General features: G+C 67.4%; 20 protein-coding genes. 13 read left to right on the top strand and 7 right to left on the bottom strand.

The features are described 5' to 3' along the window. The first annotated feature begins 27 nt into the window (after positions 1-27). The 6 genes from prfA (at position 28) to ppk2 (ending at position 5,463) form a co-directional block, all read left to right on the top strand. The gene (prfA, locus tag J7J50_RS10055; RefSeq protein ID WP_215058257.1) at positions 28-1,110 is read left to right on the top strand and encodes a peptide chain release factor 1; all 1,083 of its coding nucleotides are present in this window, start codon (positions 28-30) and stop codon (positions 1,108-1,110) included. Between the two features lie 192 nt (positions 1,111-1,302). Next, complete coding sequence (locus J7J50_RS10050; RefSeq protein ID WP_215058195.1) at positions 1,303-1,761, top strand: GNAT family N-acetyltransferase; 459 nt, start codon at positions 1,303-1,305, stop codon at positions 1,759-1,761. A 64-nt stretch (positions 1,762-1,825) separates the two neighbouring features. Continuing rightward, positions 1,826-3,550 (top strand): tetratricopeptide repeat protein, encoded by a 1,725-nt coding sequence (locus J7J50_RS10045; RefSeq protein ID WP_215058196.1) that lies wholly within the window; start codon positions 1,826-1,828, stop codon positions 3,548-3,550. Between the two features lie 247 nt (positions 3,551-3,797). Beyond that, positions 3,798-4,316: a molybdenum cofactor biosynthesis protein B gene (gene moaB, locus J7J50_RS10040; RefSeq protein WP_215058197.1), complete on the top strand. Its 519-nt coding sequence runs from the start codon at positions 3,798-3,800 to the stop codon at positions 4,314-4,316. Between the two features lie 5 nt (positions 4,317-4,321). Continuing rightward, positions 4,322-4,699: a helix-turn-helix transcriptional regulator gene (locus J7J50_RS10035; RefSeq protein WP_215058198.1), complete on the top strand. Its 378-nt coding sequence runs from the start codon at positions 4,322-4,324 to the stop codon at positions 4,697-4,699. After that, entirely contained in the window at positions 4,696-5,463 is a 768-nt protein-coding gene (gene ppk2, locus J7J50_RS10030) for a polyphosphate kinase 2 (protein WP_215058199.1), read from the top strand. The genes J7J50_RS10035 and ppk2 overlap by 4 nt, the downstream gene beginning before the upstream one ends. A gap of 140 nt (positions 5,464-5,603) precedes the next feature. On the opposite strand, the gene J7J50_RS10025 is transcribed toward ppk2, so the two are convergent. Next, positions 5,604-6,347: a helix-turn-helix transcriptional regulator gene (locus tag J7J50_RS10025; RefSeq protein ID WP_215058200.1), complete on the bottom strand. Its 744-nt coding sequence runs from the start codon at positions 6,345-6,347 to the stop codon at positions 5,604-5,606. Here J7J50_RS10025 and J7J50_RS10020 point away from each other — a divergent pair. Continuing rightward, positions 6,346-6,903: a hypothetical protein gene (locus tag J7J50_RS10020; RefSeq protein ID WP_215058201.1), complete on the top strand. Its 558-nt coding sequence runs from the start codon at positions 6,346-6,348 to the stop codon at positions 6,901-6,903. The genes J7J50_RS10025 and J7J50_RS10020 overlap by 2 nt on opposite strands. Beyond that, entirely contained in the window at positions 6,900-7,760 is an 861-nt protein-coding gene (locus J7J50_RS10015) for a DUF2145 domain-containing protein (protein WP_215058202.1), read from the top strand. The genes J7J50_RS10020 and J7J50_RS10015 overlap by 4 nt, the downstream gene beginning before the upstream one ends. Before the next feature lie 207 nt (positions 7,761-7,967). Here the strand turns inward: J7J50_RS10015 and J7J50_RS10010 are convergent, their stop codons facing one another. From J7J50_RS10010 to J7J50_RS10000, 3 genes are read right to left on the bottom strand one after another with little or no spacing between them, the layout of a single operon-like run. After that, positions 7,968-8,237, bottom strand: a complete 270-nt coding sequence (locus J7J50_RS10010; protein ID WP_215058203.1) for an acylphosphatase — start codon at positions 8,235-8,237, stop codon at positions 7,968-7,970. Beyond that, complete coding sequence (locus J7J50_RS10005) at positions 8,234-8,887, bottom strand: TlpA disulfide reductase family protein (RefSeq protein ID WP_215058258.1); 654 nt, start codon at positions 8,885-8,887, stop codon at positions 8,234-8,236. The genes J7J50_RS10010 and J7J50_RS10005 overlap by 4 nt, the downstream gene beginning before the upstream one ends. A gap of 2 nt (positions 8,888-8,889) precedes the next feature. After that, complete coding sequence (locus J7J50_RS10000; protein ID WP_215058204.1) at positions 8,890-10,161, bottom strand: YihY family inner membrane protein; 1,272 nt, start codon at positions 10,159-10,161, stop codon at positions 8,890-8,892. A 246-nt stretch (positions 10,162-10,407) separates the two neighbouring features. On the opposite strand from J7J50_RS10000, the gene wrbA reads away from it, so the two are divergent. The 4 genes from wrbA (at position 10,408) to J7J50_RS09980 (ending at position 12,855) form a co-directional block, all read left to right on the top strand. Next, positions 10,408-11,001, top strand: coding sequence for an NAD(P)H:quinone oxidoreductase (wrbA, locus tag J7J50_RS09995; protein ID WP_215058205.1), 594 nt, complete (start codon positions 10,408-10,410; stop codon positions 10,999-11,001). After that, complete coding sequence (locus J7J50_RS09990; protein WP_215058206.1) at positions 10,998-11,363, top strand: DUF2069 domain-containing protein; 366 nt, start codon at positions 10,998-11,000, stop codon at positions 11,361-11,363. The genes wrbA and J7J50_RS09990 overlap by 4 nt, the downstream gene beginning before the upstream one ends. 140 nt (positions 11,364-11,503) lie before the next feature. After that, positions 11,504-11,989 (top strand): asparaginase domain-containing protein, encoded by a 486-nt coding sequence (locus J7J50_RS09985; RefSeq protein ID WP_215058207.1) that lies wholly within the window; start codon positions 11,504-11,506, stop codon positions 11,987-11,989. A gap of 197 nt (positions 11,990-12,186) precedes the next feature. Beyond that, positions 12,187-12,855 (top strand): hypothetical protein, encoded by a 669-nt coding sequence (locus tag J7J50_RS09980; protein ID WP_215058208.1) that lies wholly within the window; start codon positions 12,187-12,189, stop codon positions 12,853-12,855. A gap of 205 nt (positions 12,856-13,060) precedes the next feature. Here J7J50_RS09980 and J7J50_RS09975 read toward each other — a convergent pair whose 3' ends face one another. Further along, entirely contained in the window at positions 13,061-14,722 is a 1,662-nt protein-coding gene (locus J7J50_RS09975) for a M20/M25/M40 family metallo-hydrolase (protein ID WP_215058209.1), read from the bottom strand. A gap of 278 nt (positions 14,723-15,000) precedes the next feature. Between J7J50_RS09975 and J7J50_RS09970 the strand changes: the two genes are divergently transcribed. Beyond that, the gene (locus tag J7J50_RS09970) at positions 15,001-15,201 is read left to right on the top strand and encodes a hypothetical protein (protein WP_215058210.1); all 201 of its coding nucleotides are present in this window, start codon (positions 15,001-15,003) and stop codon (positions 15,199-15,201) included. Positions 15,202-15,363: 162 nt separating this feature from the next. Here the strand turns inward: J7J50_RS09970 and J7J50_RS09965 are convergent, their stop codons facing one another. After that, the gene (locus J7J50_RS09965) at positions 15,364-17,646 is read right to left on the bottom strand and encodes a M14 family zinc carboxypeptidase (protein ID WP_215058211.1); all 2,283 of its coding nucleotides are present in this window, start codon (positions 17,644-17,646) and stop codon (positions 15,364-15,366) included. A gap of 304 nt (positions 17,647-17,950) precedes the next feature. After that, positions 17,951-19,963 (bottom strand): PKD domain-containing protein, encoded by a 2,013-nt coding sequence (locus J7J50_RS09960; RefSeq protein WP_215058212.1) that lies wholly within the window; start codon positions 19,961-19,963, stop codon positions 17,951-17,953. Positions 19,964-20,287 lie beyond the last annotated feature (324 nt).

The following is a 20,287-nucleotide window of genomic DNA, read 5'->3' as shown; positions in this document are numbered from 1 at the left end:
TCCCGATTCCCGATTCCCGGCAACTCAATGACCCCTACCCTGCGCCGCAAACTCGAAGCCCTGGCCGAACGGCGCGAAGAACTCGAACGCCTGCTCGCCGATCCGGGCGTGATCGGCGACAACGACCGCTTCCGCAAACTCTCGCGCGAATTCGCCCAGCTCGAACCGGTCGCGATCGCGCTGGCCGAGGAAGCGCGGGCCAAGGCCGATCTCGCCGCCGCCGAGGCGATGCGCAACGATCCGGAATTGCGCGAGCTGGCCGATGAGGAAATCGCCGCGGCGCAGGCGCGCCTGCAGCAGCTCGATGTCGAACTGCTCGCGCACCTGATCCCGAAAGACCCGCGCGACGACGGCGACCTCTATCTGGAAGTGCGCGCCGGCACCGGCGGCGACGAAGCGGCGATCTTCGCCGGCGACCTGTTCCGCATGTACGCGCGCTACGCCGAGCGCCAGGGCTGGAAGGTCGAAATCGAATCGTCCAGCGCCGGCGAGCACGGCGGCTACAAGGAAATCATCGCCCGGGTCGAAGGCCGCGGCGCGTATTCGCGGCTCAAGTTCGAATCGGGCACCCATCGCGTCCAGCGCGTGCCGGAAACCGAATCGCAGGGTCGCATCCATACCTCGGCGGCGACGGTGGCGATCATCGCGGTCGAACCCGAGGGCGAGCCGATCGAAATCAATCCGGCCGATCTGAAGGTCGATACCTTCCGGTCCTCCGGCGCCGGCGGCCAGCACGTCAACAAGACCGAGTCGGCGATCCGCATCACCCACATCCCCAGCGGCGTGGTGGTCGAAAACCAGACCGAACGCAGCCAGCACGCCAATCGCGACAAGGCGCTCAAGCGCCTGCAGGCGATGCTGGCCGACGCGGCGGCGTCCAAGGCCGCGGCCGCGCAGGCGCTGGACCGGCGCCTGCAGGTCGGCAGCGGCGATCGCAGCCAGCGCATCCGCACCTACAACTTCCCCCAGGGCCGGATCACCGACCATCGCGTCGAAGGGCTGACCCTGTACGACCTGCCGAACATCGTCGCCGGCGACCTGGACAGCTTGATCGGGCGGCTGATCCACGAGCATCAGGCCGACGAACTGGCGCGTCTGTCGGCGGGTTGACCGCCGCGGCTTCAACGGTGGGGCGGCGCCAGCCGCATTGACCTCGCAAGCCTGAAGTCGCCGCGCCTGCCCGCGTTCCATCGCACAAGCCGTGCGCTGGTTCACAGCCCACACCAAATGGCTATCACGAGTCATGACTGCGCCCGTTGCGAGCGGCCATAATCCGGCATTCCCCGCCGGACCGCCCCTCGCATGAGCCCCACCGTCCGCCGCGCCAGCTCCGCCGACCTCGACCTGCTCGCGCCGCTGTTCGACCGCTACCGGCATTTCTATACCCAGCGTTTCGACGAAGCCGTCTCGCGTGCCTTCATCGCAGAACGCCTGCAGCGCGGCGACTCGGTGTTGTTGCTGGCCACTCTGGACGGCAGCGACGGCGCCGGCTTCACCCAGTTGTATCCGACCTTCTCCTCGGTGCGCGCCGCGCGGGTGTGGGTGCTCAACGATCTGTTCGTGGAGTCTCGGGCGCGCCGACGCGGCGTCGCCCAGGCCTTGCTCAATGCCGCCGCCGACTTCGCCCGCGCCGACGGCGCCGCGCGCCTGGAACTGGAAACCAATCACGACAACCAGACCGCGCAGGCACTGTACGACGCCGCCGGCTGGCAGCGTTTCGATGGCACTCAGCGCTACCACCTGCCGCTGGGCGCGACTTGAAGCCGATGATGTCCGCGCAGTCGCAATGCCCGCCATCGACACCCGTCCGACGCAAACCCCGCCCATGAACGATCCGCGCGCGCAACTGCGCCAGGCGCTCAAGCGCAATCCCGGCGACGCCATGGGCTGGGTGATGCTGGCCGAACACGAACTCGACGCCGGCGACGCCCAGGCCGGCGAAACCGCGTCGCGGCGCGCCCTGCACCTGCGCCCGGGCCATCCCGAAGCGCTGGCGCGGCTGGGCCGCGCGCAAGCGATGCAGCGCAAATTCGAAGACGCGGTGACCAGCCTGAGCGCGGCCGCGCGCGCCGCGCCGGCGCATCCGGGCATCGTGGTGTGGCTGGCGCATGCGCTGGAAGATATCGGCGACGCCGAGGGCGCGCTGGAGGCCTACACCCGCGCCTACACCCTGGCGCCGCGCGAACCGCAGCTGGCCGCCTACCTGCTCAACTGGCGGCGCCGGCTGTGCGACTGGCGCGACCTGGACACGCTCTCGCGCCAGGTGCGCGAAGCGGTGGCGCAGGCGCAGGCCTCGGTCGAGCCGTTCGCGTTTCTCAGCGAAGACACCAGCGCCGCCGAGCAGCGCCGTTGCGCCGGCCTGCGCGCGGCGGTGATCGCGCAAAGCGTGCAGCCGATGCCGCCGGCGCCGGCCAAGGACCCCGCCGCGACCGTGCGCGTCGGGTTTCTGTCCAACGGTTTCGGCGCCCATCCCACCGGCTTGCTGACGGTGGCCCTGTTCGAAGCGATGTACCGCCGCGGCGGCATCGAACTGCATTTGTTCGCGCTCAATGGCGACGACGACAGCCCGATCCGGCAACGCCTGCGCGCGGCCACCGACGCCGTCCACGACGTGGCGATGCAGCCGCATGCGCAGGTCGCCGCGAGCATCCGCCGCGCCGGCATCGACGTACTGTTCGACCTGCGCGGCTGGGGCGGCGGCGGCGCGCCGGAGGTGCTGGCGATGCGGCCGGCGCCGGTGCAGGTCAACTGGCTCGCCTACCCGGGCACCTCGGCCGCGCCGTGGATCGACTACGTGCTGGCCGACCGCTACGTACTGCCCGATTCGATGACCGCCGACTTCAACGAAACCGTGGCCTGGCTGCCGCGCTGTTTTCAGCCGTCCGATACCAGCCGCGAGTTGCAACTGCCGCCGATCCGCGCCGAATGCGGCCTGCCCGAGGACGGCACGGTGCTGTGCTGTTTCAACAACAGCTACAAGCTCAACCCGCGCAGCGTCGCGCGCGCGCTGGAAGTCTTGCGCGGCGTCCCCGGCAGCGTGCTGTGGTTGCTGTCGGGCCCGGGCCGCGCCGACCAGCGCCTGCGCGAATTCGCCAAGCAGCGCGACATCGACCCGGCGCGTCTGGTGTTCATGCGCAAACAGCCGCATCCCGATTACCTGGCGCGCCTGCGCCATGCCGACCTGTTTCTCGACACCGATCCTTACAACGCCCACACCACCGCTTCCGACGCGCTGTGGGCCGGCTGCCCGGTGCTGACCTGTCCGGGCGCGACCTTCGCCGCGCGCGTGGCCGGCAGCCTCAATCATCACTTGGGCATGGAGCATATGAACGTCGCCGACGATGCCGCCTTCATCGCGCGCGCGGTGGCGCTGGGCAACGATCGCGAAGCGTTGGCGGCGCTGCGCAGCGAGCTGGCGGCGCGGCGCGCCGACAGCGGGCTGTTCGACATGGACGGGTTCTCGATGGATTTCGCCGCGATGACCATCGCGATGGCGCGGCGGCAGCGCAAGGGCGAGGCGCCGGCGGTGTTGCAGGGGCCGGCTCGCTGAAAAGCGAATCCCCCCTAGCCCCTCTTTTTCAAAGGGGGTAATCCTTCGGGGTTGTACGGGGTGGGCGGTTCGCGACGACGCTTACGATGGTTTGGTCGCGCGAGTAATCGAAGCCGCGATACTCAAGCAGGTCGCGCGCCCACCCAACGGATTCCCCCCTTTGAAAAAGGGGGGCCAGGGGGGATTTGCTCCAAAACCCCCAACACACCCTAACCCCACTCAACACCATTTGCGCTAGTCTGCGCCCATGACTGCGCAACGCGATTTCATCCCCCTGAACCTGTGCGTGCTGACCGTCTCCGACAGCCGCTCGCTGGCCGAAGACAGCTCCGGCGATTACCTGATCCAGTCGCTCACCGACGCCGGTCACCGGCTGGTCGAGCGCAAGCTGTTGCCCGACGACCGCTACAAGCTGCGCGCGGCGGTGTCGCAATGGATCGCCGATGAAGGCGTCGACGGCATTTTGGTCACCGGCGGCACCGGCTTCACCGGCCGCGATTCCACGCCCGAGGCGCTGCTGCCGCTGCTGGACAAGGAAATGCCCGGCTTCGGCGAACTGTTCCGCGCGATCAGCTTCGAAGAGATCGGCACCTCCACCCTGCAATCGCGCGCCTTCGCCGGCCTGGCCAACGCCACCTTCGTGTTCTGCCTGCCGGGTTCTACCTCGGCCTGCCGCACCGCCTGGGAAAAGATCGTCAGCGCGCAACTCGACGCGCGCACCCGGCCGTGCAACCTCGCCACTTTGCGTCCCCGCCTCAAGGAGTGATGGGCATGTCGCTGGACACCACCCTGCGTTTGCTGACCAAGGCCAGCGGTTTGAGCGTGACCGATCTGGCCACCGCGATTCCGCGCGCCGGCGCCGCCACCGTCAGCGCCTGGTTGCGCGGCGACAAACTGCCCGGCCGCGACCAGGTCGACGCGCTCGCGCGCGCCTTCGGCGTTCCGGCCGGCGCCTTGTTGGCCGATCTGGCCAGCACGCTCGATCCGTCCCGTACCCAGGGCGAACACGATCTGCTCGCCGCCTACCGCGCGCTCAGCACCAAGCAGCAAGGCGCGCTGCTGGAAATCGCCACCGGCCTGGCCGGCACCAGGCGCGGCGCGGCCAAGCCCGCGGCGAAAACCGCCGCGTCGAAAAAGGCCAAACGATGAGCACGCTCAAGCGCAAGGAATACGAGGCCGAACTCGAACCGCTGCAAGTCGAACTGGTGGCGATGGCGCGCTGGGTGCAAAGCGCCGGCAAGCGCGTGGTGGTGCTGCTGGAAGGCCGCGACACCGCCGGCAAGGGCGGCGCCATCGGCGCCTTGTCCGAGCATCTCAACCCGCGCCAGTGCCACATCGTCGCCCTGTCCAAGCCCAGCGAACGCGAAAGCGGTCAGTGGTATTTCCAGCGCTACGTCCCGCATCTGCCCGCCGCGGGCGAGATCGCGCTGTTCGACCGCAGTTGGTACAACCGCGCCGGCGTCGAACGCGTGATGGGCTACGCCAAGCCCGATCAGGTCAAGGCGTTCCTGAAGCAGACGCCGGTGTTCGAGAAGTTGCTGATCGACGACGGCATCTTGCTGTTCAAGTACTGGCTGTGCTGCGACCAGGAAGAACAGGAAGAACGTTTCGCCGAGCGTCTCAACGATCCGCTCAAGCGCTGGAAGCTGTCGCCGATCGACCTGGAAGCGCGCAAGCACTACGAGGACTACACCAAGGCGCGCGAGGCCATGCTCGAAGCCACCCACACCAAGCACGCGCCGTGGACGCTGGTGGATTTCAACGATCAGCGCCGCGGCCGGCTGACCTTGATCCGCGATCTGCTCTCGCGTTTGCCGGATACCAAGCTGCCGAATACGAAGCTGGAATTCCCGCCGTTGAAGGGCAAGCCGGCTAAAGAGAAGTACAAGGTGCTCAAGCCGATTCGCGGCTAGAACGCTTTGGTTCGTCGTCCCCGCGAAGGCGGGGATCCTGGGGCTTCACCGCGACAAGACTCTAAATCTGGATCCCCGCCTTCGCGGGGATGACGGGCTATAGAGACGCGATCCTGGTGGTGTTCGCCTTACGGCCGCGCCTAATCGCCCTGCGACCGCCGAAACGGCTGGAACAACTGCAACAGCCACGGCTTCTGCGCCAACACCAGGCTCACGCCGATGCGCTCTTGCGCCGTCAGCGCCGCGTCGCGCGCCAGCAGCGCGTCGAATTCGCGCGCCACCTCGTTCAAGCGCAGTTTGAGTTCGCGGATGCCGGCGACGCTGAGCGAGCCGCTGAGCAACAGCAGCACGTCCTGCTCGCCGTCGAAGGGATCGGCGAAATAATCGCCGAGCAGCTTCAGGCGGAAATAACGCTCCATCGGCCCGTCGGCGCGCCAGCGGAAATTGCGCGTGGTCAACGGCCGGCCGCGATTGCCGGGCATCAGTTCGATGATGCCGAGCCGGTCCAGCCGCACCAGCAGCGCGGTCCAGCGCGCGTTGTCGAAGGTGAAGTGGGCCTGCACGTCGGCCTGCTTCCAGCGGTTCAAGGTCAGAAACAGCGCGACCAGCAACGCCGGCTCATCGACCAGGGCCTGCTCCTGCGCTTCGCTGAGCATGGCCATCGGCGCGCGCCCGCGCGCGGCCTCGGCGCTGAGTTCGGCCAGGCCGATGTCGAGCACGTCGCACACCTGCTCCAGCCGCTGCAGGCTCATCGCCCGCCGCGAGAACATCCGCTTGACCGCGGCCTCGCTGAGCTTCAGCCGCCCGGCCAGATCGCGATAAGTCAGATCCTGCGCGCGCAAAAAGCGCTTGAGGGCGTCTACGAGTTCGAAGGACAGGGCCATGCGTATCAAATTACGCTACTTAACAGAGAAGTTCGAGCCACCTTGTCGAACAATCTTGCCAAGCGCGCCGGCGCTGCCGATGGTGGCTGCGGACCTGAACGAGGTGGCACGAATGACACGGACTTCCGAACGCCTGCTCCTCCTTGTTCTGGTCGCTGCCGCCGTGGCGGGCTCGCTGGCAGGGATGCCGGCGAGGGCGGCGGTGCAATCCGACGGCCTGAGCCGTCAGTCCGCCGCCAGCCTGGACGCCTCGGTCGAGGTCCCGGTGGCCGCGGCGAACGCGCTGTCGCAGGGCGCAAAATTCTCCGTCACCGCGATCGAAGCCAGCGCCAACGGCGTGGCGGTGACGATCTCCGCGGCCGCGGCCGGAACCTCCTTCGTCGTCGCCTTGTCGGCGGCGCAGGCGAAGGAGCTTGGGCTCAAGGTCGGCTGGGCCGTGGTCGTCACCGTGGTCGCGGCCGGCTGGCTGATCAGCGACGGCCACCTCAACCTCATTTGCTTCGTCCCCAACGACCGCGCGCGCGCCTTGACCCACAGCGCCCGGATGACGGGATGAAGCGGTTCCCTCGTTACCCCGATGTCGCGGCAGGCAGGACGCTGATCGCCGCGATGGCGGTGGCCGTGGTGGTGGGAGTGATGCCCGCACAAGGACGCGCGGGCACTCGCTGCGAAGCCGAGACGATCTCGCCGCAGAAAGTCGCCGCCGCCGCGCAGACCGCCTTGACCGTGGCCGCGGCGCTGGACGAACGCGATGCCCCGGCGGCGCTGGTGGCGCGGGTGGGCACGGATCTGTCCGCGCAGGGCCTGGTCTACAGCCATGTCGGTTTCGTCGTTCGCGACCATCCGGCCGGACGCTGGACTGCGGTGCATCTGCTCAACGAATGCGGCAGCGACCGTTCCGGCCTTTACACCCAAGGGTTGGTGAATTTCTTCTCCGATCATCTGGTCAACCAGGACGCGCGCATCGTCTGGCTGGAACCCGCGCAGGCGCAGCGCCTGGCCGATCGCCTGCGCGCGCTGCCGCGCGATGGCCTGCATCAGCCGCGCTACAACCTGATCGCGCGTCCGGGCAGCGCCGACTACCAGAACTCCACCGCGTGGGTGTTGGAAATCCTGGGCACGACGTTGCCGCAGAGCGCGGCCGGAGTTGATCGCCGCAGCGCCTACCTCGCCGCGCAAGGCGATGGGTTCGAGCCCGATCGCATCCACATTCCGTACTCCAAGCGTGTGCTCGGCGGTCTGTTCAGCGCCAATGTCGCCTTCACCGATCACCCGATCGGCACGCGGCTGGGCGGCAATTATCCCGTGGTGACGGTGCGCTCGATCGTGCGGTACCTGGATCGCAGCGGGCATGTGAGTGCGCAGCGGGAATGGCGCAACGGTGAAGCGATGGGGCGGCTTGGGGCGTTGTAGTTTTTTTGCGCAGATCGGTGATTGCGACAATTCGCCCCCTTTGAAAAAGGGGGCTGGCGCCCGGCGAATAATCGTTTGAGCCGTTCTGTGTCGGCGCCGGGGGATTTGCTTTTGGCCGCGGCAAAAAGCAAATCCCCCCTCGCCCCCCTTTTTCAAAGGGGGGAACAGCTTCGTTGGGGGGGGTTATTCGCGAACGGGCGGGATCTTTCAACCACAAACAAACGCCTCGCTCGCCTCCTCCTCACTTGCATCCTCGCGCAGCAGCCGATCGACCCGCGCCATCGGCGGGCCGTGGCTCAGCCATTGCGCCAGGCGTTCGATCGCGGCGGCATCGCCGACCGCCAATACCTCGACCCGGCCATCGCGCAGGTTGCGGGCGTAACCGCGCAAGCCCAAGGCCATCGCCTGCTCGCGCGCGGACGCGCGAAACCATACGCCCTGCACTTTGCCGGCGACGTAGAAACGCGCCGCGCTCATGTGTGTCCCGCAGACGCACCCGAGTTAGGCTTGGCGTCGCCCGGCTTCGGGCCGCCGGCCTTGGCGATGGCGTCTTCGAGCTTCTTCGCATCCACCGGGCCGAGGAATTTCTCCGCGATCTTGCCGTCGGGCGCGATCAGATACGTCATAGGCAATCCCTTCGGCGTGTCGAAGGCTTTGGGCGGGTCGGCGACATCGACGATGGCGATCGGGTACGACACCGGATGCTGCTTGAGGAAGGCCTCCATGTCGGGCTTCTCGATTTCCTCGTAAGCCAGACCGACCACTTCGATGTGCTCACGCATCGTGTCCAGCGCCGACAGCTCGGGCATTTCCTTGATGCACGGCGCGCACCAGGTCGCCCAGAAATTCACCACCACCCAGCGGCCGCGATGCTCGGACAGGTCGTAGGTCTTGCCGTCGATGGTCGCGATGCGCAGCGCCGGGGTGTCGGATGCGGGTGCCGGTGTCGCCGCGGGCGGCGCGTCGGCCGGTTTGGACTCGGCCGGTTTCGACTCCGCGGCCGCGGTCGCATCGGCCTGCGCCGCCGGGTGGCGCTCATCGGCGGACTTCTGGCAGGCGGCCAACAGCAGGGCCGCGATCGCCGCGGCGAGCAGCGGCGCGGCGGCGCGGGAATTGCGAACGCTCACGATCATGGTTCTTCCTCTTCGGCGTGAATGCTGGACACGCGTCGTTTCATCAGCGCGCGCAACGGCACGCGCAGTTCGTCCATCGCCGCGACCGCGGACTGGCCCAGCGAGTCGTCGCGGCACGGCAGCATGGCTTCGGCGATGGGGATGCGCAGGTTGCAGGCTTCGTACAGTTCCCCCAGCGACAGCTCGTCGAGATCGCGCGCCAGCAGCCATTCGCCGCTCTCGGCGCGGCGCACCACGCTGATGTCGCCCAACTGCCCGAGCATCTGCTGGACCAGGGCGTCGGTGAGCATGGGTTCGAGCTGCTGGATGTCGTCGCTATGCAGGCCGCGGCCGTCCTTGCGCGCTTCGTTGAAACGCGCCAGCAGGCGCAGCAGGCCGTACATCTCGAAGCCCAGCGGCAGGCGCATGGCTATGGGCTGATAGCGGAACGCGGCGATCGAGGAGGCCAGCGACGCGCCCAGCAACACCGCGATCCAGCTCAGGTAGATCCACAACAGGAAGATCGGCACGAAGGCGAGCGTGCCGTAGATCTTCGAATACGAGCCGAAGCTGCCCAGGTACAGGCCGATACCGCCCTTGACCACCTCGAACAGCACCATCGCCAGGAACGCGCCGGCGACCGCGTGGCGCCACTTGACCGTGCGATGCGGCACGACCTTGTAGATCGCCGCGAACGCCAGCCACTCCAGGCCCATCGGCGCGATGCGCAGCAGCAGGCCTTCCAGCCAGCGGCCCGGTTCGGTCGAGAACACTTCCATGGCGAAAAAGCGCGCCGAGATCGCCAGGCTGGCCGCGGCCATCAGCGCGCCCAGGGTCAGCACGGTCCAGTAGACCAGGAAGCGCCCCAGCCGCGGCCGCGCCGAGGGCACGCGCCAGATCCGGTTGAACGCGGCTTCCACGCCGTTGAGGGTGATCAGCAACGACACCACCAGCGCGATCACGCCGGCGGTGGTGAGCTGGCCGGCGTTGGCCGAGAACTGCTTGAGGTAACTCTCCACCGAGCGCGCCGCCGAAGGCACGAAGTTGGAGAAGATGTAGTCGCTGAGGCGGTCGCTCCATTCGCTGAACATCGGGAACGCCGACAACACGCCGAACACCACCATCGACAGCGGCACCAGCGCGAACACGGTGGTGTAGGACAGCGCGCCGGCGGCCTGGAACAGGTTGTCGTCGAGGAAGCGGCGGCTGAGAAAGCGAAAGAAGGTCGCCACGCGCGCGCGGTCGCGCACGCGTTCGCTCCAGCGATAGATCGAGTCCAGTGGTTCCATCCGGGGCAGGTTAACCGATGGGTGTGGGGGCGGTATTCATGGGGGATGCGGATTCGGCGGTGCGCCCTCATCCGGCGCTTCGCGCCACCTTCTCCCGCAAGCGGGGTGAGCGGACGCTGCTTGCGAGCCATCGGCTCGCGCGTCCGCGAACGCCCGAACGCTATGCGTTCGGGCCGGGGTCGGACCGAGGCCCGCCCGCCCCGCCCGCCGCATTCCTCTATCCTTCGCAGCGCAAAGGAGAATTCGATGACCGAAGTTCTGGTGCTTTACTACAGCCGCGGCGGATCGGTGGCGCGGCTGGCGAAGCAGATCGCGCGCGGGATCGGCGAAGTCGCCGGGGTCAGCGCGCGCCTGCGCAGCGTGCCGCCGGTGGCGACGGTGACCCAGACCGCGGCGCCGCCGGAGCCCGAGGACGGCGCGCCCTACGTACAAGCGTGCGATCTGAGCGAATGCGCGGCCCTGGTGCTCGGCAGCCCCACCCGCTTCGGCAACATGGCCGCGCCGGTCAAGCACTGGCTCGACGGCCTGGGCGCGCAATGGGCCAGCGGCACCCTGGTCGGCAAGCCGGCGGCGGTGTTCACCTCCACCGCGACCCAGCACGGCGGCCAGGAATCGACCCTGCTGACGATGATGGTCCCGCTGCTGCACCACGGCTGCGTGATCGTCGGCATTCCCTACACCGAGCCCGCGCTCAGCCACACCCGCGGCGGCGGCACGCCCTACGGCGCCAGCCACGTCGCCGGCAGCCAGGACGATCCGCAGCTCAGCGACGACGAAGCCACGCTCGCGCGCGCGCTCGGCCGCCGCGTCGCCGAGCTGACCGCCAAGGTGAGCCGTTGAACGCGCCCGCGCCGGCCCGGTCGCCGCGACCGCGCGCGGACTGGGTGCTGCTGGCCGCGCTGCTGGCGCTGACCGCGCTGTTCGGCCTGTGGTACGTGCTGCCGGGCCGGCATCTGGTCGCCGGCCTGAGCGTGTTCATGGCGCCGCCGGCGCTGCTGGCCGTCGGCGTCGCCCTGCGCAGCCGCCTGGCCGCGTACTGGGCGGGCGTGCTCGCGCTGTTCTGGTTCTGCCACGGGGTCATGCTGGCCTGGTCGTCGCCGGCCGAGCGCGGCTATGCCTGGATCGAACTGACGCTGGCGCTGGTGGTGATCTTCGCCGCCAACCTGGCCGGGGTGAAAGCGCGTTTCGGCAAGAAAGCCTGAGCCGCGAACCGCCCCGCTTCGCCATACCCGAACGCACGGCCTCCGCCGCGCCGCCAACGCGCGTAACGCCGGCGGTGCCCGGCCGCGCCGCCGCCGGGCCTATAATTCCGTCCTCCCCAGCTACACGCGAACCCCTCGAGATGGATCAGCTCTGCATCGTCACCACCGGCGGCACCATCGACAAGATCTACTTCGACGACAAGTCGGACTACCAGATCGGCGAACCGCAGATCGGCCGCATTCTCGATGAGCTGGGCGTGGCCTTCCGCTACAGCGTGATCCCGATCATCCGCAAGGACTCGCTGCACATCACCGCCAGCGACCGCGAGCTGATCCGCGCCGCGATCGCGGCCCAGGACGCGCAGCACGTGCTGGTCACCCACGGCACCGACAGCATGGTCGAGACCGCGAAGGTACTGGCCACGATCCCGAACAAGACCATCGTGCTGACCGGCGCGCTCAATCCGGCGCGCTTTCGCGGCTCCGACGCCGAGTTCAACATCGGCACCGCGGTCGGCGCGGTGCAGTCGCTGCCGGCCGGCGTGTATATCGCCATGAACGGGCGCATCTGGGACCCGGCCAAGGTCCGCAAGAACGTCGAAGCCAACCGCTTCGAAGCGCTCTGACGCCGCCGCCGGCCGCGGCCGCGGCCAGTCGCCGCCATCGGCAAACCACGATGTGTCGCCGCGCACGGCTTGCAGGCCGTGCGCCGGTTCGCCGACGCGGTCGCGCATTGGCCGGCACATCGATTGAGCAATTCGCCTTTGCTGCGCCGCCCGATCGATTAGCATCAGGGGCTTGTCCTACTGTTGCGGTGATCTTCATGCGTCGATTCGTACCGGCCCTGACGGTGTCTGCCCTGACCTTGTGCACGCTGGCGGCCTGCCAGAAGCCAGCCGAACCCGCCCCGTCCGCCTCCGCGGCGCAGACCGACACCGGCAAGGCGCCCGCCAGCCAGCCCGTCGCCGCCGCGCCCAATCCGCTCGAACCGCCCGAGCGCGTGCTGCGCAACGACGCCATCGGCTACGACGGCTTCAACGGCAGCGCGCAGGCCGGCACCGTCAGCGCCAAGTTCGGCAGCGACGCGCCCACCATCCGCGGCGCCTGGGGCGGCGAGATGAAGGACAACAACAGCCAGCGCCCCGACGCCAAGTGCTACCTGTTGTATCCGGTGCGCGGCGCGATCACCCACCAGTACGGCTTCCTGATGGGCAGCGACGGCCTGGCCGGCATCGATGTGTACGACCCGAAGGCGCTGGCGCCCGGCGGCGGCCACATCGGCATGAGCATCGACGAGATCAACAAGACCTACGCCGGCAAAGTCAAGCAAGTGCCCAATCCCAGCTTCGAAGGCGCCGCCTTCCTGCAGGTCGCGCCGCCCGACGGCAAGGACACCCAGCTGACGTTCGAAACCGATGCGCTCGGCAACGTCACCAACTGGCGCATCGCCAAGCGCGCCGCGCTGGAGCCCGACGAAAGCTGCACGCGCTGAGGCGAGCGCGGCCGCGGCCGACAGCTCGTCAGATTCGACACGAACCCCGGCCCAGGCCGGGGTTCGTCGTTTGCGCGCGCCTTCGACCGCGACGCGAAGCCCGCGCGCCGGACAAGAAAAAACCCCGGCCGGGCCGGGGTCGCGAAGGTCTTCGCGAAGCGCGCCACACGAGGCGGGCCGCGATCGATGCGGCCCGCCGGCGCGATCAGAAGGTGATGCTCCAGGTGTCGATGCGGCCGACGTCGCCGTTGGCGTTGTCGTTGACCCGCAGCTTCCACACGCCGTTGAGCGGCTCGCTGGACAAGTTGAAGTTGAAGCTGCCGCTGACGTTGTCGGCGCTGCCGCCGGTGCGATTGTGGATGTTGTAGAGCGAACCGTCCGGCGCGACCAGATCGACCTTCAGATCGCCCTTGTAGGTGTGGATGATGCTGACCGACACGCTGGCGCTGGTCGGCGCGTTGCCGGTGCGGCCCGACACCGTGATCGGGCTGTCCACCGTGGCGTTGTCGCTGATCGTCACATCGGTGCCGTTGCTGTAGGTCTGGGTGCCCGGACCCGGTCCCGGGCCGGTGCCGGCGGTCTTGCCCAGCTCGCCGAGGAAGGCCAGGCCGAGCTTGGCGAACGGCACGCTGTTGGCCGCCGAGTTGCTCATGTTGGCCATCGTGTCCGACGGCGAATGGATGTACGGCGAATAGCCGCCGCTGGAAGTGCCGCCTTCGAAGTAGATCGCCGCCGGGAAGCCCGCCGAGGTCCACGACGCGTGGTCGGAACAACCGTAGCCGCAGGTGTAGGTGCCGAGGGTGCCGCCGAGGTAGGTCGCGTGCAGATCGCGCAGGAACTGTTGCAGCGCCGAGTTGGAGTAGTCGGTGACCAGGCGCACCGGGTTCGGGCCGGTGGTGCGGTAGTTGGTCATGTCCAGCTGCAGCACGCCGACCACGTTGACGCCGCGGTTCTTGAAATCGTTGGCGATCGCGTTGGAACCGCGCAAGCCGACTTCTTCCGCCGCATAGCCCATGAACTTGATCGTGCGCTTGGGCTTGTAGCCGCTGGCCAGGGCCACCCGCGCCACTTCGGTCAAGGTCGCGATGCCCGACGCATCGTCGTCGGCGCCCGGCGCGTTCATCGCATCGCCGCTGCCGCTGCTGGAGATCGAGTCCAGGTGCGCGCCGAGCACCACCACTTCGTTCGGCAGTTCGCTGCCCTGGATGGTCAGGATCGCCGACGGCTGGGTCGAGCAGTTGGTGCAGCCGGTGTAGAGCTCGGCGCTGACATCGCTGCGGCCGTTGGCCAGCGCGAGCCAGTTGTCCTTGATCCAGGTCGCCGACGTGCGGCCGTGGGTGGAGGCGTAGTAACGGTTCGGATACTGCGTGGACAGGTGATTGATGGTGCCGCGGATGTTGGCCTCGGCGACCTGGCTCAACCACGGGTTGACCGTGGCCTGGTTATCGACGGTGTAGGTCGCGAACTTGTTGTTCATCGCCTCCACGCTGCGCTCGTTGCGCACGAAGGCTTCCGCCTCTTCGCGGCTGTCGAAGGCGACGAAGCCGCCGCAGCGTTTTTCCTTCTCGTGCACGTGACGGGTGACATCGGTGAGCTGATGGGTCTTGAGTTCGGCGATGACCAGCTTGTCGCCGGCGCGGTTGCTGACGCCGCTGGCGCTCTTGGCCAGCGTCTGCACGCCGGCGTCGAAGGTCGCGCGCGAGGTCACGATGTAGACGGGCTTGAACGGGTCGTCGGTCGCGTCGGCCGGGCGTGCATGGTCGTGGCCATGGCTTTGTGCGAGGGCGGGCGATACGGCGGCGGCCAGTGCCAGTGCGAGCAGGGCCGGAACGAACTTCACGGGCGTAGAGGCGGAATGCGGATTCACGAATGGCGCTCCAGGTTCGGCGTCGTCGGCGGATGCTCCGGCATCGGCGCCAGGACGCGGGGTGATGGGAAAAACGACCGCGCGATGCGATCGCCGGAGGACTAGCTGCGCGTGAAAGCGGCGCCGAAACGTGCGTGGGGAAAAAGATCCGAGGCGCCCGGTGTGAGACCCTAATCGCGCGATACCGCATCAACAAGCGACAACCGGTGCGAGCGCACATTCGCGTTCGTGACTTGAGTCATGCAACCGCGCAGTAAACGATTACGGGATAAGCGCGCATGGGGACCAGCACGTTGATGTCGCGAAAAACCCTGAATTTTCAGGGTTTCGGCACTGGAAACACGATGCACATCGCGCGATGCGGCGATGCGCCGCACGTCGCGGATCGGTGGATGGTTTTCGCGGCCGCGCCGCGGCAGAGTCCGATGGTTTTCCAGGAAGCGACGGCATCGCCTCATGTTTTCGATAGCATCGCGTGAGTCTTCGTGAGCCACGGAGCCTGCGCATGCCTACGCTCGCGATGCCGGCGCGATCGCGCCCCCTCGAAAACGAACGCCCCCGGCCGAAGCCGGGGGCGCGTTGTCGTCGTCAGCCGATCACGGGAGGCATGCGCCCACTGCTTCGGCTAAAGCGGAACCACCTTAGAACGTGATGCTCCAGGTATCGATCCGGCCGACGTCGCCGGTCGCGTTATCGTTGACTCGCAGCTTCCACACGCCGTTGAGCGGCTCGCTCGACAGATTCTTGTTGAAGGTGCCGATGAGGTTATCGGCGCTGCCGCCGGTGCGGTTGTGGATGTTGTAGACCGTGCCATCCGGCGCCACCAGATCGACCTTGATGTCGCTCTTGTAGGTGTGATGGATCGTGACCTGGATCGGCGTGCTCGGCAAACCGTTGCCGCTGCGGCCGGACACGGTGATCGAACTTTCCACCGTGGCGTTGTCGGTGATGGCCACATCGGTGCCGTTGGTGTAGGTCTGCGAACCGCTGGTGCCGACGATGACCGAACCGGTCTTGGTGTTGGTGGCGCCGTCGTCGTCGGTCACCGTCAAGGTGACGCTGTAGGTGCCCGCCGCGCTGTAGGTCTTGGATGGATTGACCGCGGTGGACGTGGTGCCGTCGCCGAAGTTCCAGCTGCGCGAGGCGATGGTGCCGTCGCCGTCGGTGGAGGTGTCGGTGAAGTTCACGCTCAGGCCGCTGGCGCTGGAGGTGAAATTCGCCACCGGCGGATTGTTGACCGGGCCGGTGCCGCCGACGGTGAAACGCACCGCGTTCGGCGTGCCCGGCTTGCCCGAGGCGTCGGTGCCCTGCACGTAGACCGTGTGCGGGCCCTGACTGAGCCCGGTGGTGGAGATGCTGCCGGTGACGTTCTCGTTGCTGCTGTTGAAGCTGCCGTCGCTGGCGCTGAGCGCGATCGGCGTCGCCCCGCTCGCCCACGGCGGCGCGTCCAGATACGCGCGCGCCGAGGCGATGTTCTGCACCGCCTCGGTGCCGTTGCTCTGGTTGAAGATGCTGTCGTTGATGTTGGCGGTGATCGTCACCGGCGTACCCGCCGGCACCGTGGCCGAGGACACGTTGACCACCGTGGTATCCGGGCCGCTGGGCAGCGTGTACGGCGCCCACAGGCTGCGCGCGACGTAGCGCAGGGTCTTGAGGTTGTTGGGCAAGGTGGTGCCGGTGAAGCTGCTGCAGCTTTCGAAGAAACTGCCGCCCAGTTCGATCGTATAGGCCGGCACGCCGAGCAGACCGTACATGGTGTCGTCGGTGGTGCCGTCGGTGGCGTACAGCTCATCGGACTGCTGCGGGTAGTAGCCGTTGAAATACGCCATGCGCCGGCCGAGCGTGCGCAGACCGCTCATGTTCGGCGCGGGATTGCTGGTGTCGCCCCACGACCACAGCACCAGGTCGGCGGCGCTGTGGATATCGATGAACACGCCTTGCGTATCGTCGGGCGCGGCCGTGTTGACGTCGTCGGGACGGCGGTCGGCGAAGACGCCGCCGGTGTAGACGCCGTTGCTGCCGCGGGTGCCGGCGACCAGGCCCATCAGATTCTTCGTTTCCGGGTCCGACGCCGGCGTCGGGCCGCGATAAGTCTCCGCGCACTGATTGCCGCTGGAACCGCCCGGGGCGGTGTTCCAGTGATACGGGAAATTGCGGTTGAGATCGGTGCCGTAGCTGCTCGCGCTGCAGCTTCCGCCGTTGCTGTTGTTGACGTTCTTGCGCCACGAAGCGCCCGCTTCGGCCTTCTTGCGGCCATCGGGATTGGCCTGCAGCACCAGTTGGAAGGCGAAGTTGTCGAGCAGCCAGGTCGCTTCCGGATCGGTGCCGTAGCCGTTGACCAGGCCTTCGGCGAAACGGGTGACCAGTTCGGCCGGCGCGTATTCGCGGGCGTGGATCGAACCGAACAGCACCAGCGTGGGCTTGTTCGGCAGCGCGGTGTCGGTGGCGGTGTTGCTCAGCCGCAGCACGCGCATGTCGTAGCCGGTGCCGGCGTTCTGGGTCTTCTGCCAGGTCGGGCCGATGGTGGTGATGCGCGCCAGGTTCGGCTTGTTCGCCGCCAGCGTGTCCATCGTGGAATAGGTTTCTTCCACCGTGCGGAAGCAGGTGAAACCGGGAATGCTCTTGGCGCCGTTCAAGGAACTTTGCAGCGCGCTTTGCAGGCGCTGGAGCCTGGCGGTGGCGTCCTGATCGATTTCGTACTTGAAGCCGGCGCGGGTCAGCGCGGCCAGGTCTTCTGGCAGGGCCTCCACGCGCACCGTCTTGGCCCGGCGATCGACGTTGAGATGCTGGAAGCGCGAGGCGATGCGCTGCAGTTGCGCGGGATTTTCGTACTTGGCGGTGACGAAGACGGGTTGCTCATCGGCGGCCGCGGCGCTGGCGGACAAAGCCAGCAACAGCGGCAACGCGGCGTGTTGGAAGCGCATTGGGAAACTCTCCATGTACCGGTGCGGTGGGTAGCGACGCGGGGCGTGCCTGGTATCCATGCTGCGGATGAGTTCGAAGCACTGACAAGCACCGCTGGGCGCGCGAACGCGGCGCTTTCGTGATGTTCGCAGCAGAACGACGCGGCGAGGATCGATGCGCGAAGCAATCGCGCTTTCGAACGCGGTCGATGCGGGCGATGCGGCGGCGGCCGCGGCGCGCGTGGCTTGATCGCCGCTGCCTCTTTCCCAGGAAAAACGCCGCGGCTTTTTGGGCCGCGGCGTTCGGTCGATCAAACGCGGTGGATCAGAACGTGATGCTCCACTTGTCGATGCGGCCGGTATCGAGGGTCGCATTGTCGTTGACGCGCAGCTTCCACACGCCGTTGAGCGGCTCGCTCGACAGATTCTTCGTGTAGGTGCCGATGACGTTGTCGGCGCTGCCGCCGGTGCGGTTGTGCAGGTTGTAGACCGTGCCGTCCGGAGCCACCAGGTCCACCTTCAGATCGCTCTTGTAGGTGTGGTAGATCGTCACCTGGATCGACGTGCTCGGCAGACCGTTGCCGGTGCGGCCGGACACGGTGATCGGGCTTTCGACCGTGGCGTTGTCGGTAATGGCGACGTCGGTTTCGTTCGTGTAGGTCTGCGAACCCGGCGTGCCGGATACCGTGACCGAGCCGGTCTTGGTGTTGGTGGCGCCGCCGTTGTCGGTGACGGTCAGCGTGACGGTGTAGGTACCGGCGGCGCTGTAGGTCTTGGACGGGTTGGTCGCGGTCGAGGTCGTGCCGTCGCCGAAGTTCCAGCTGCGCGAGGCGATGCTGCCGTCGCTGTCGGTGGAGCTGTCGGTGAAGGTCGCGGTCAGGCCGCTGGTGGTCGAGGTGAAGTTCGCGACCGGCGGAGTGTTCGGCGTGCCGCCGCCGGAATCCAGACCGTCGATGAACTGCGCGCCGGTGTTGCCCGCATCGAGCCAGTCGCTCAAACGGGTGCTGGCCGTGCCGCCGCCGGTCCACGAGGTGAACACGCGGCCGTACTGGTCGCTGCGGTTGGTGCCGGTGGCGCTGCAGCTGGACGGACCGCCGTGCAGCTGGCCGATCACGCGCTTTTCAGGACTGTACAACGGCGAACCCGACGAACCGGGCTCGGTCACGCCGCCGCTGGGCTGCCACTGCACGTTCAAGTGCGTGGTGCCGGCGCCGCCGCCCCAGGCCACGAACGAAGTCGGGCTGGTGGACAGGCTGATGCGCTTCTCGGCGACGTTGGGATGATGAATGCCGATCGCGCTGGAGAAGTTCTGGTCGCGACGGTCCCAACCGGCCCAGTACAGATTGAACGCCGGGTTGGCCGCGGTGTTCAGTTCCAGCAGAGTGAAGTCGGAAGCGGCGTTGGTCGCCTTGACCGTCGAACCGGACTGGTTCTGGCTCATCGAGCCGTCGCCGTTGGCGCCGCTGGCCGGCGTGTTCGGCGCGCGGCAGGTCGAGTTCTGATAGTTCCAGTACACCACGATGCTGGCCGCGGTCGAAGCCGTGGTCATGCCGCAGTGATTGGCGGTCAGGAAGTACATCTTCTTGTCGTTGGCGGTGTTGTTGACCAGCGAACCGGTACACGCCAGCGAGCCGTTCTTCGAATACGCCGCGACCGAACGGATGATGTCGCGGCGGCCGTCGCCGTCGGGACAGACCACGTCCACGTTGCACTGGCCCGACACGCCCTTCTCGCCGCTGGCCGCGGCCAGACGGCGCGCGAGCGGACCGAAACCGACGTAGTCGTGGCCGACCTGGCCCAGCTTGAGCTTGAGCTCGCCGAGCTTGGCGCGCGGCACCACCACTTCGATCACCGCTTCCTGGCCCGGCACGATCGCCGTCCACAGCTGGCCCTGCGCGTTGTTGTCGCGCGCGGTGTATTCGCTGATGAGGTTGCGGTCGCCGGCGGCGGCCTGGGTGGCCGGGTAGACCAGCAGACGGCCGCCCTGCGGCATGTGGTATTCACTGAAACCGAAGTTCAGCGACAGCGCTTTTTCCGAACGCACGCGCTGACGCCAGATGACGTTGTCGGCATCGAGGTCTTCCCACACGCCCGAGTTGAGCGGGGTCATGTCGACCTTGATCGGGAAGGCGAAACGCGGGATGTCGCCGCGCTTGTCGCGCAGCAGGTCTTCGGCCTTCAGCTTGGCCACATCGACCGCGGGCATGGCGCGCACGGCGATCTTGTCCACGCTGGAAATATTGTGATGATCGAAAGCCGCCGGGCGCGAGGCCGGCGCGGCGAGTGCGGCGCTGATCGAGAGTCCGAGCAACAACAAGGAACCACAAATGCGTTTCATTGAGTCTCTCCGTCCGTGATTAGAGGCATGAGCTCGACGCCCGGCAGGGCCGGTGCTGGTATGGCGATAGCGTCGGATCAGGCGGTGGGAACTGGATGCTCCAGTGTTTGATGCAGGCGATGCCGCATGCTTCCCCTTCAGCGTGCGTTTGCAGCTACCACGCGTGGCGCGGATCGATCAACTTTTTGCACCACGGCGCGACTTTGCGGCAGCCGCGTCGCGCACAACAAGACGCAAATCCTCCGAATCGACATCGGATTTGTGCATCGCGTCACGCATACGAGCAAGATTTGTTTCTGATGAAATCGGTGTCCCGAACAGGAA

The organism is Lysobacter sp. ISL-50 (assembly GCF_018612875.1).
In the GTDB taxonomy this organism is placed as follows: domain Bacteria; phylum Pseudomonadota; class Gammaproteobacteria; order Xanthomonadales; family Xanthomonadaceae; genus Lysobacter.
This window is presented reverse-complemented; position numbering and strand designations above follow the sequence as displayed.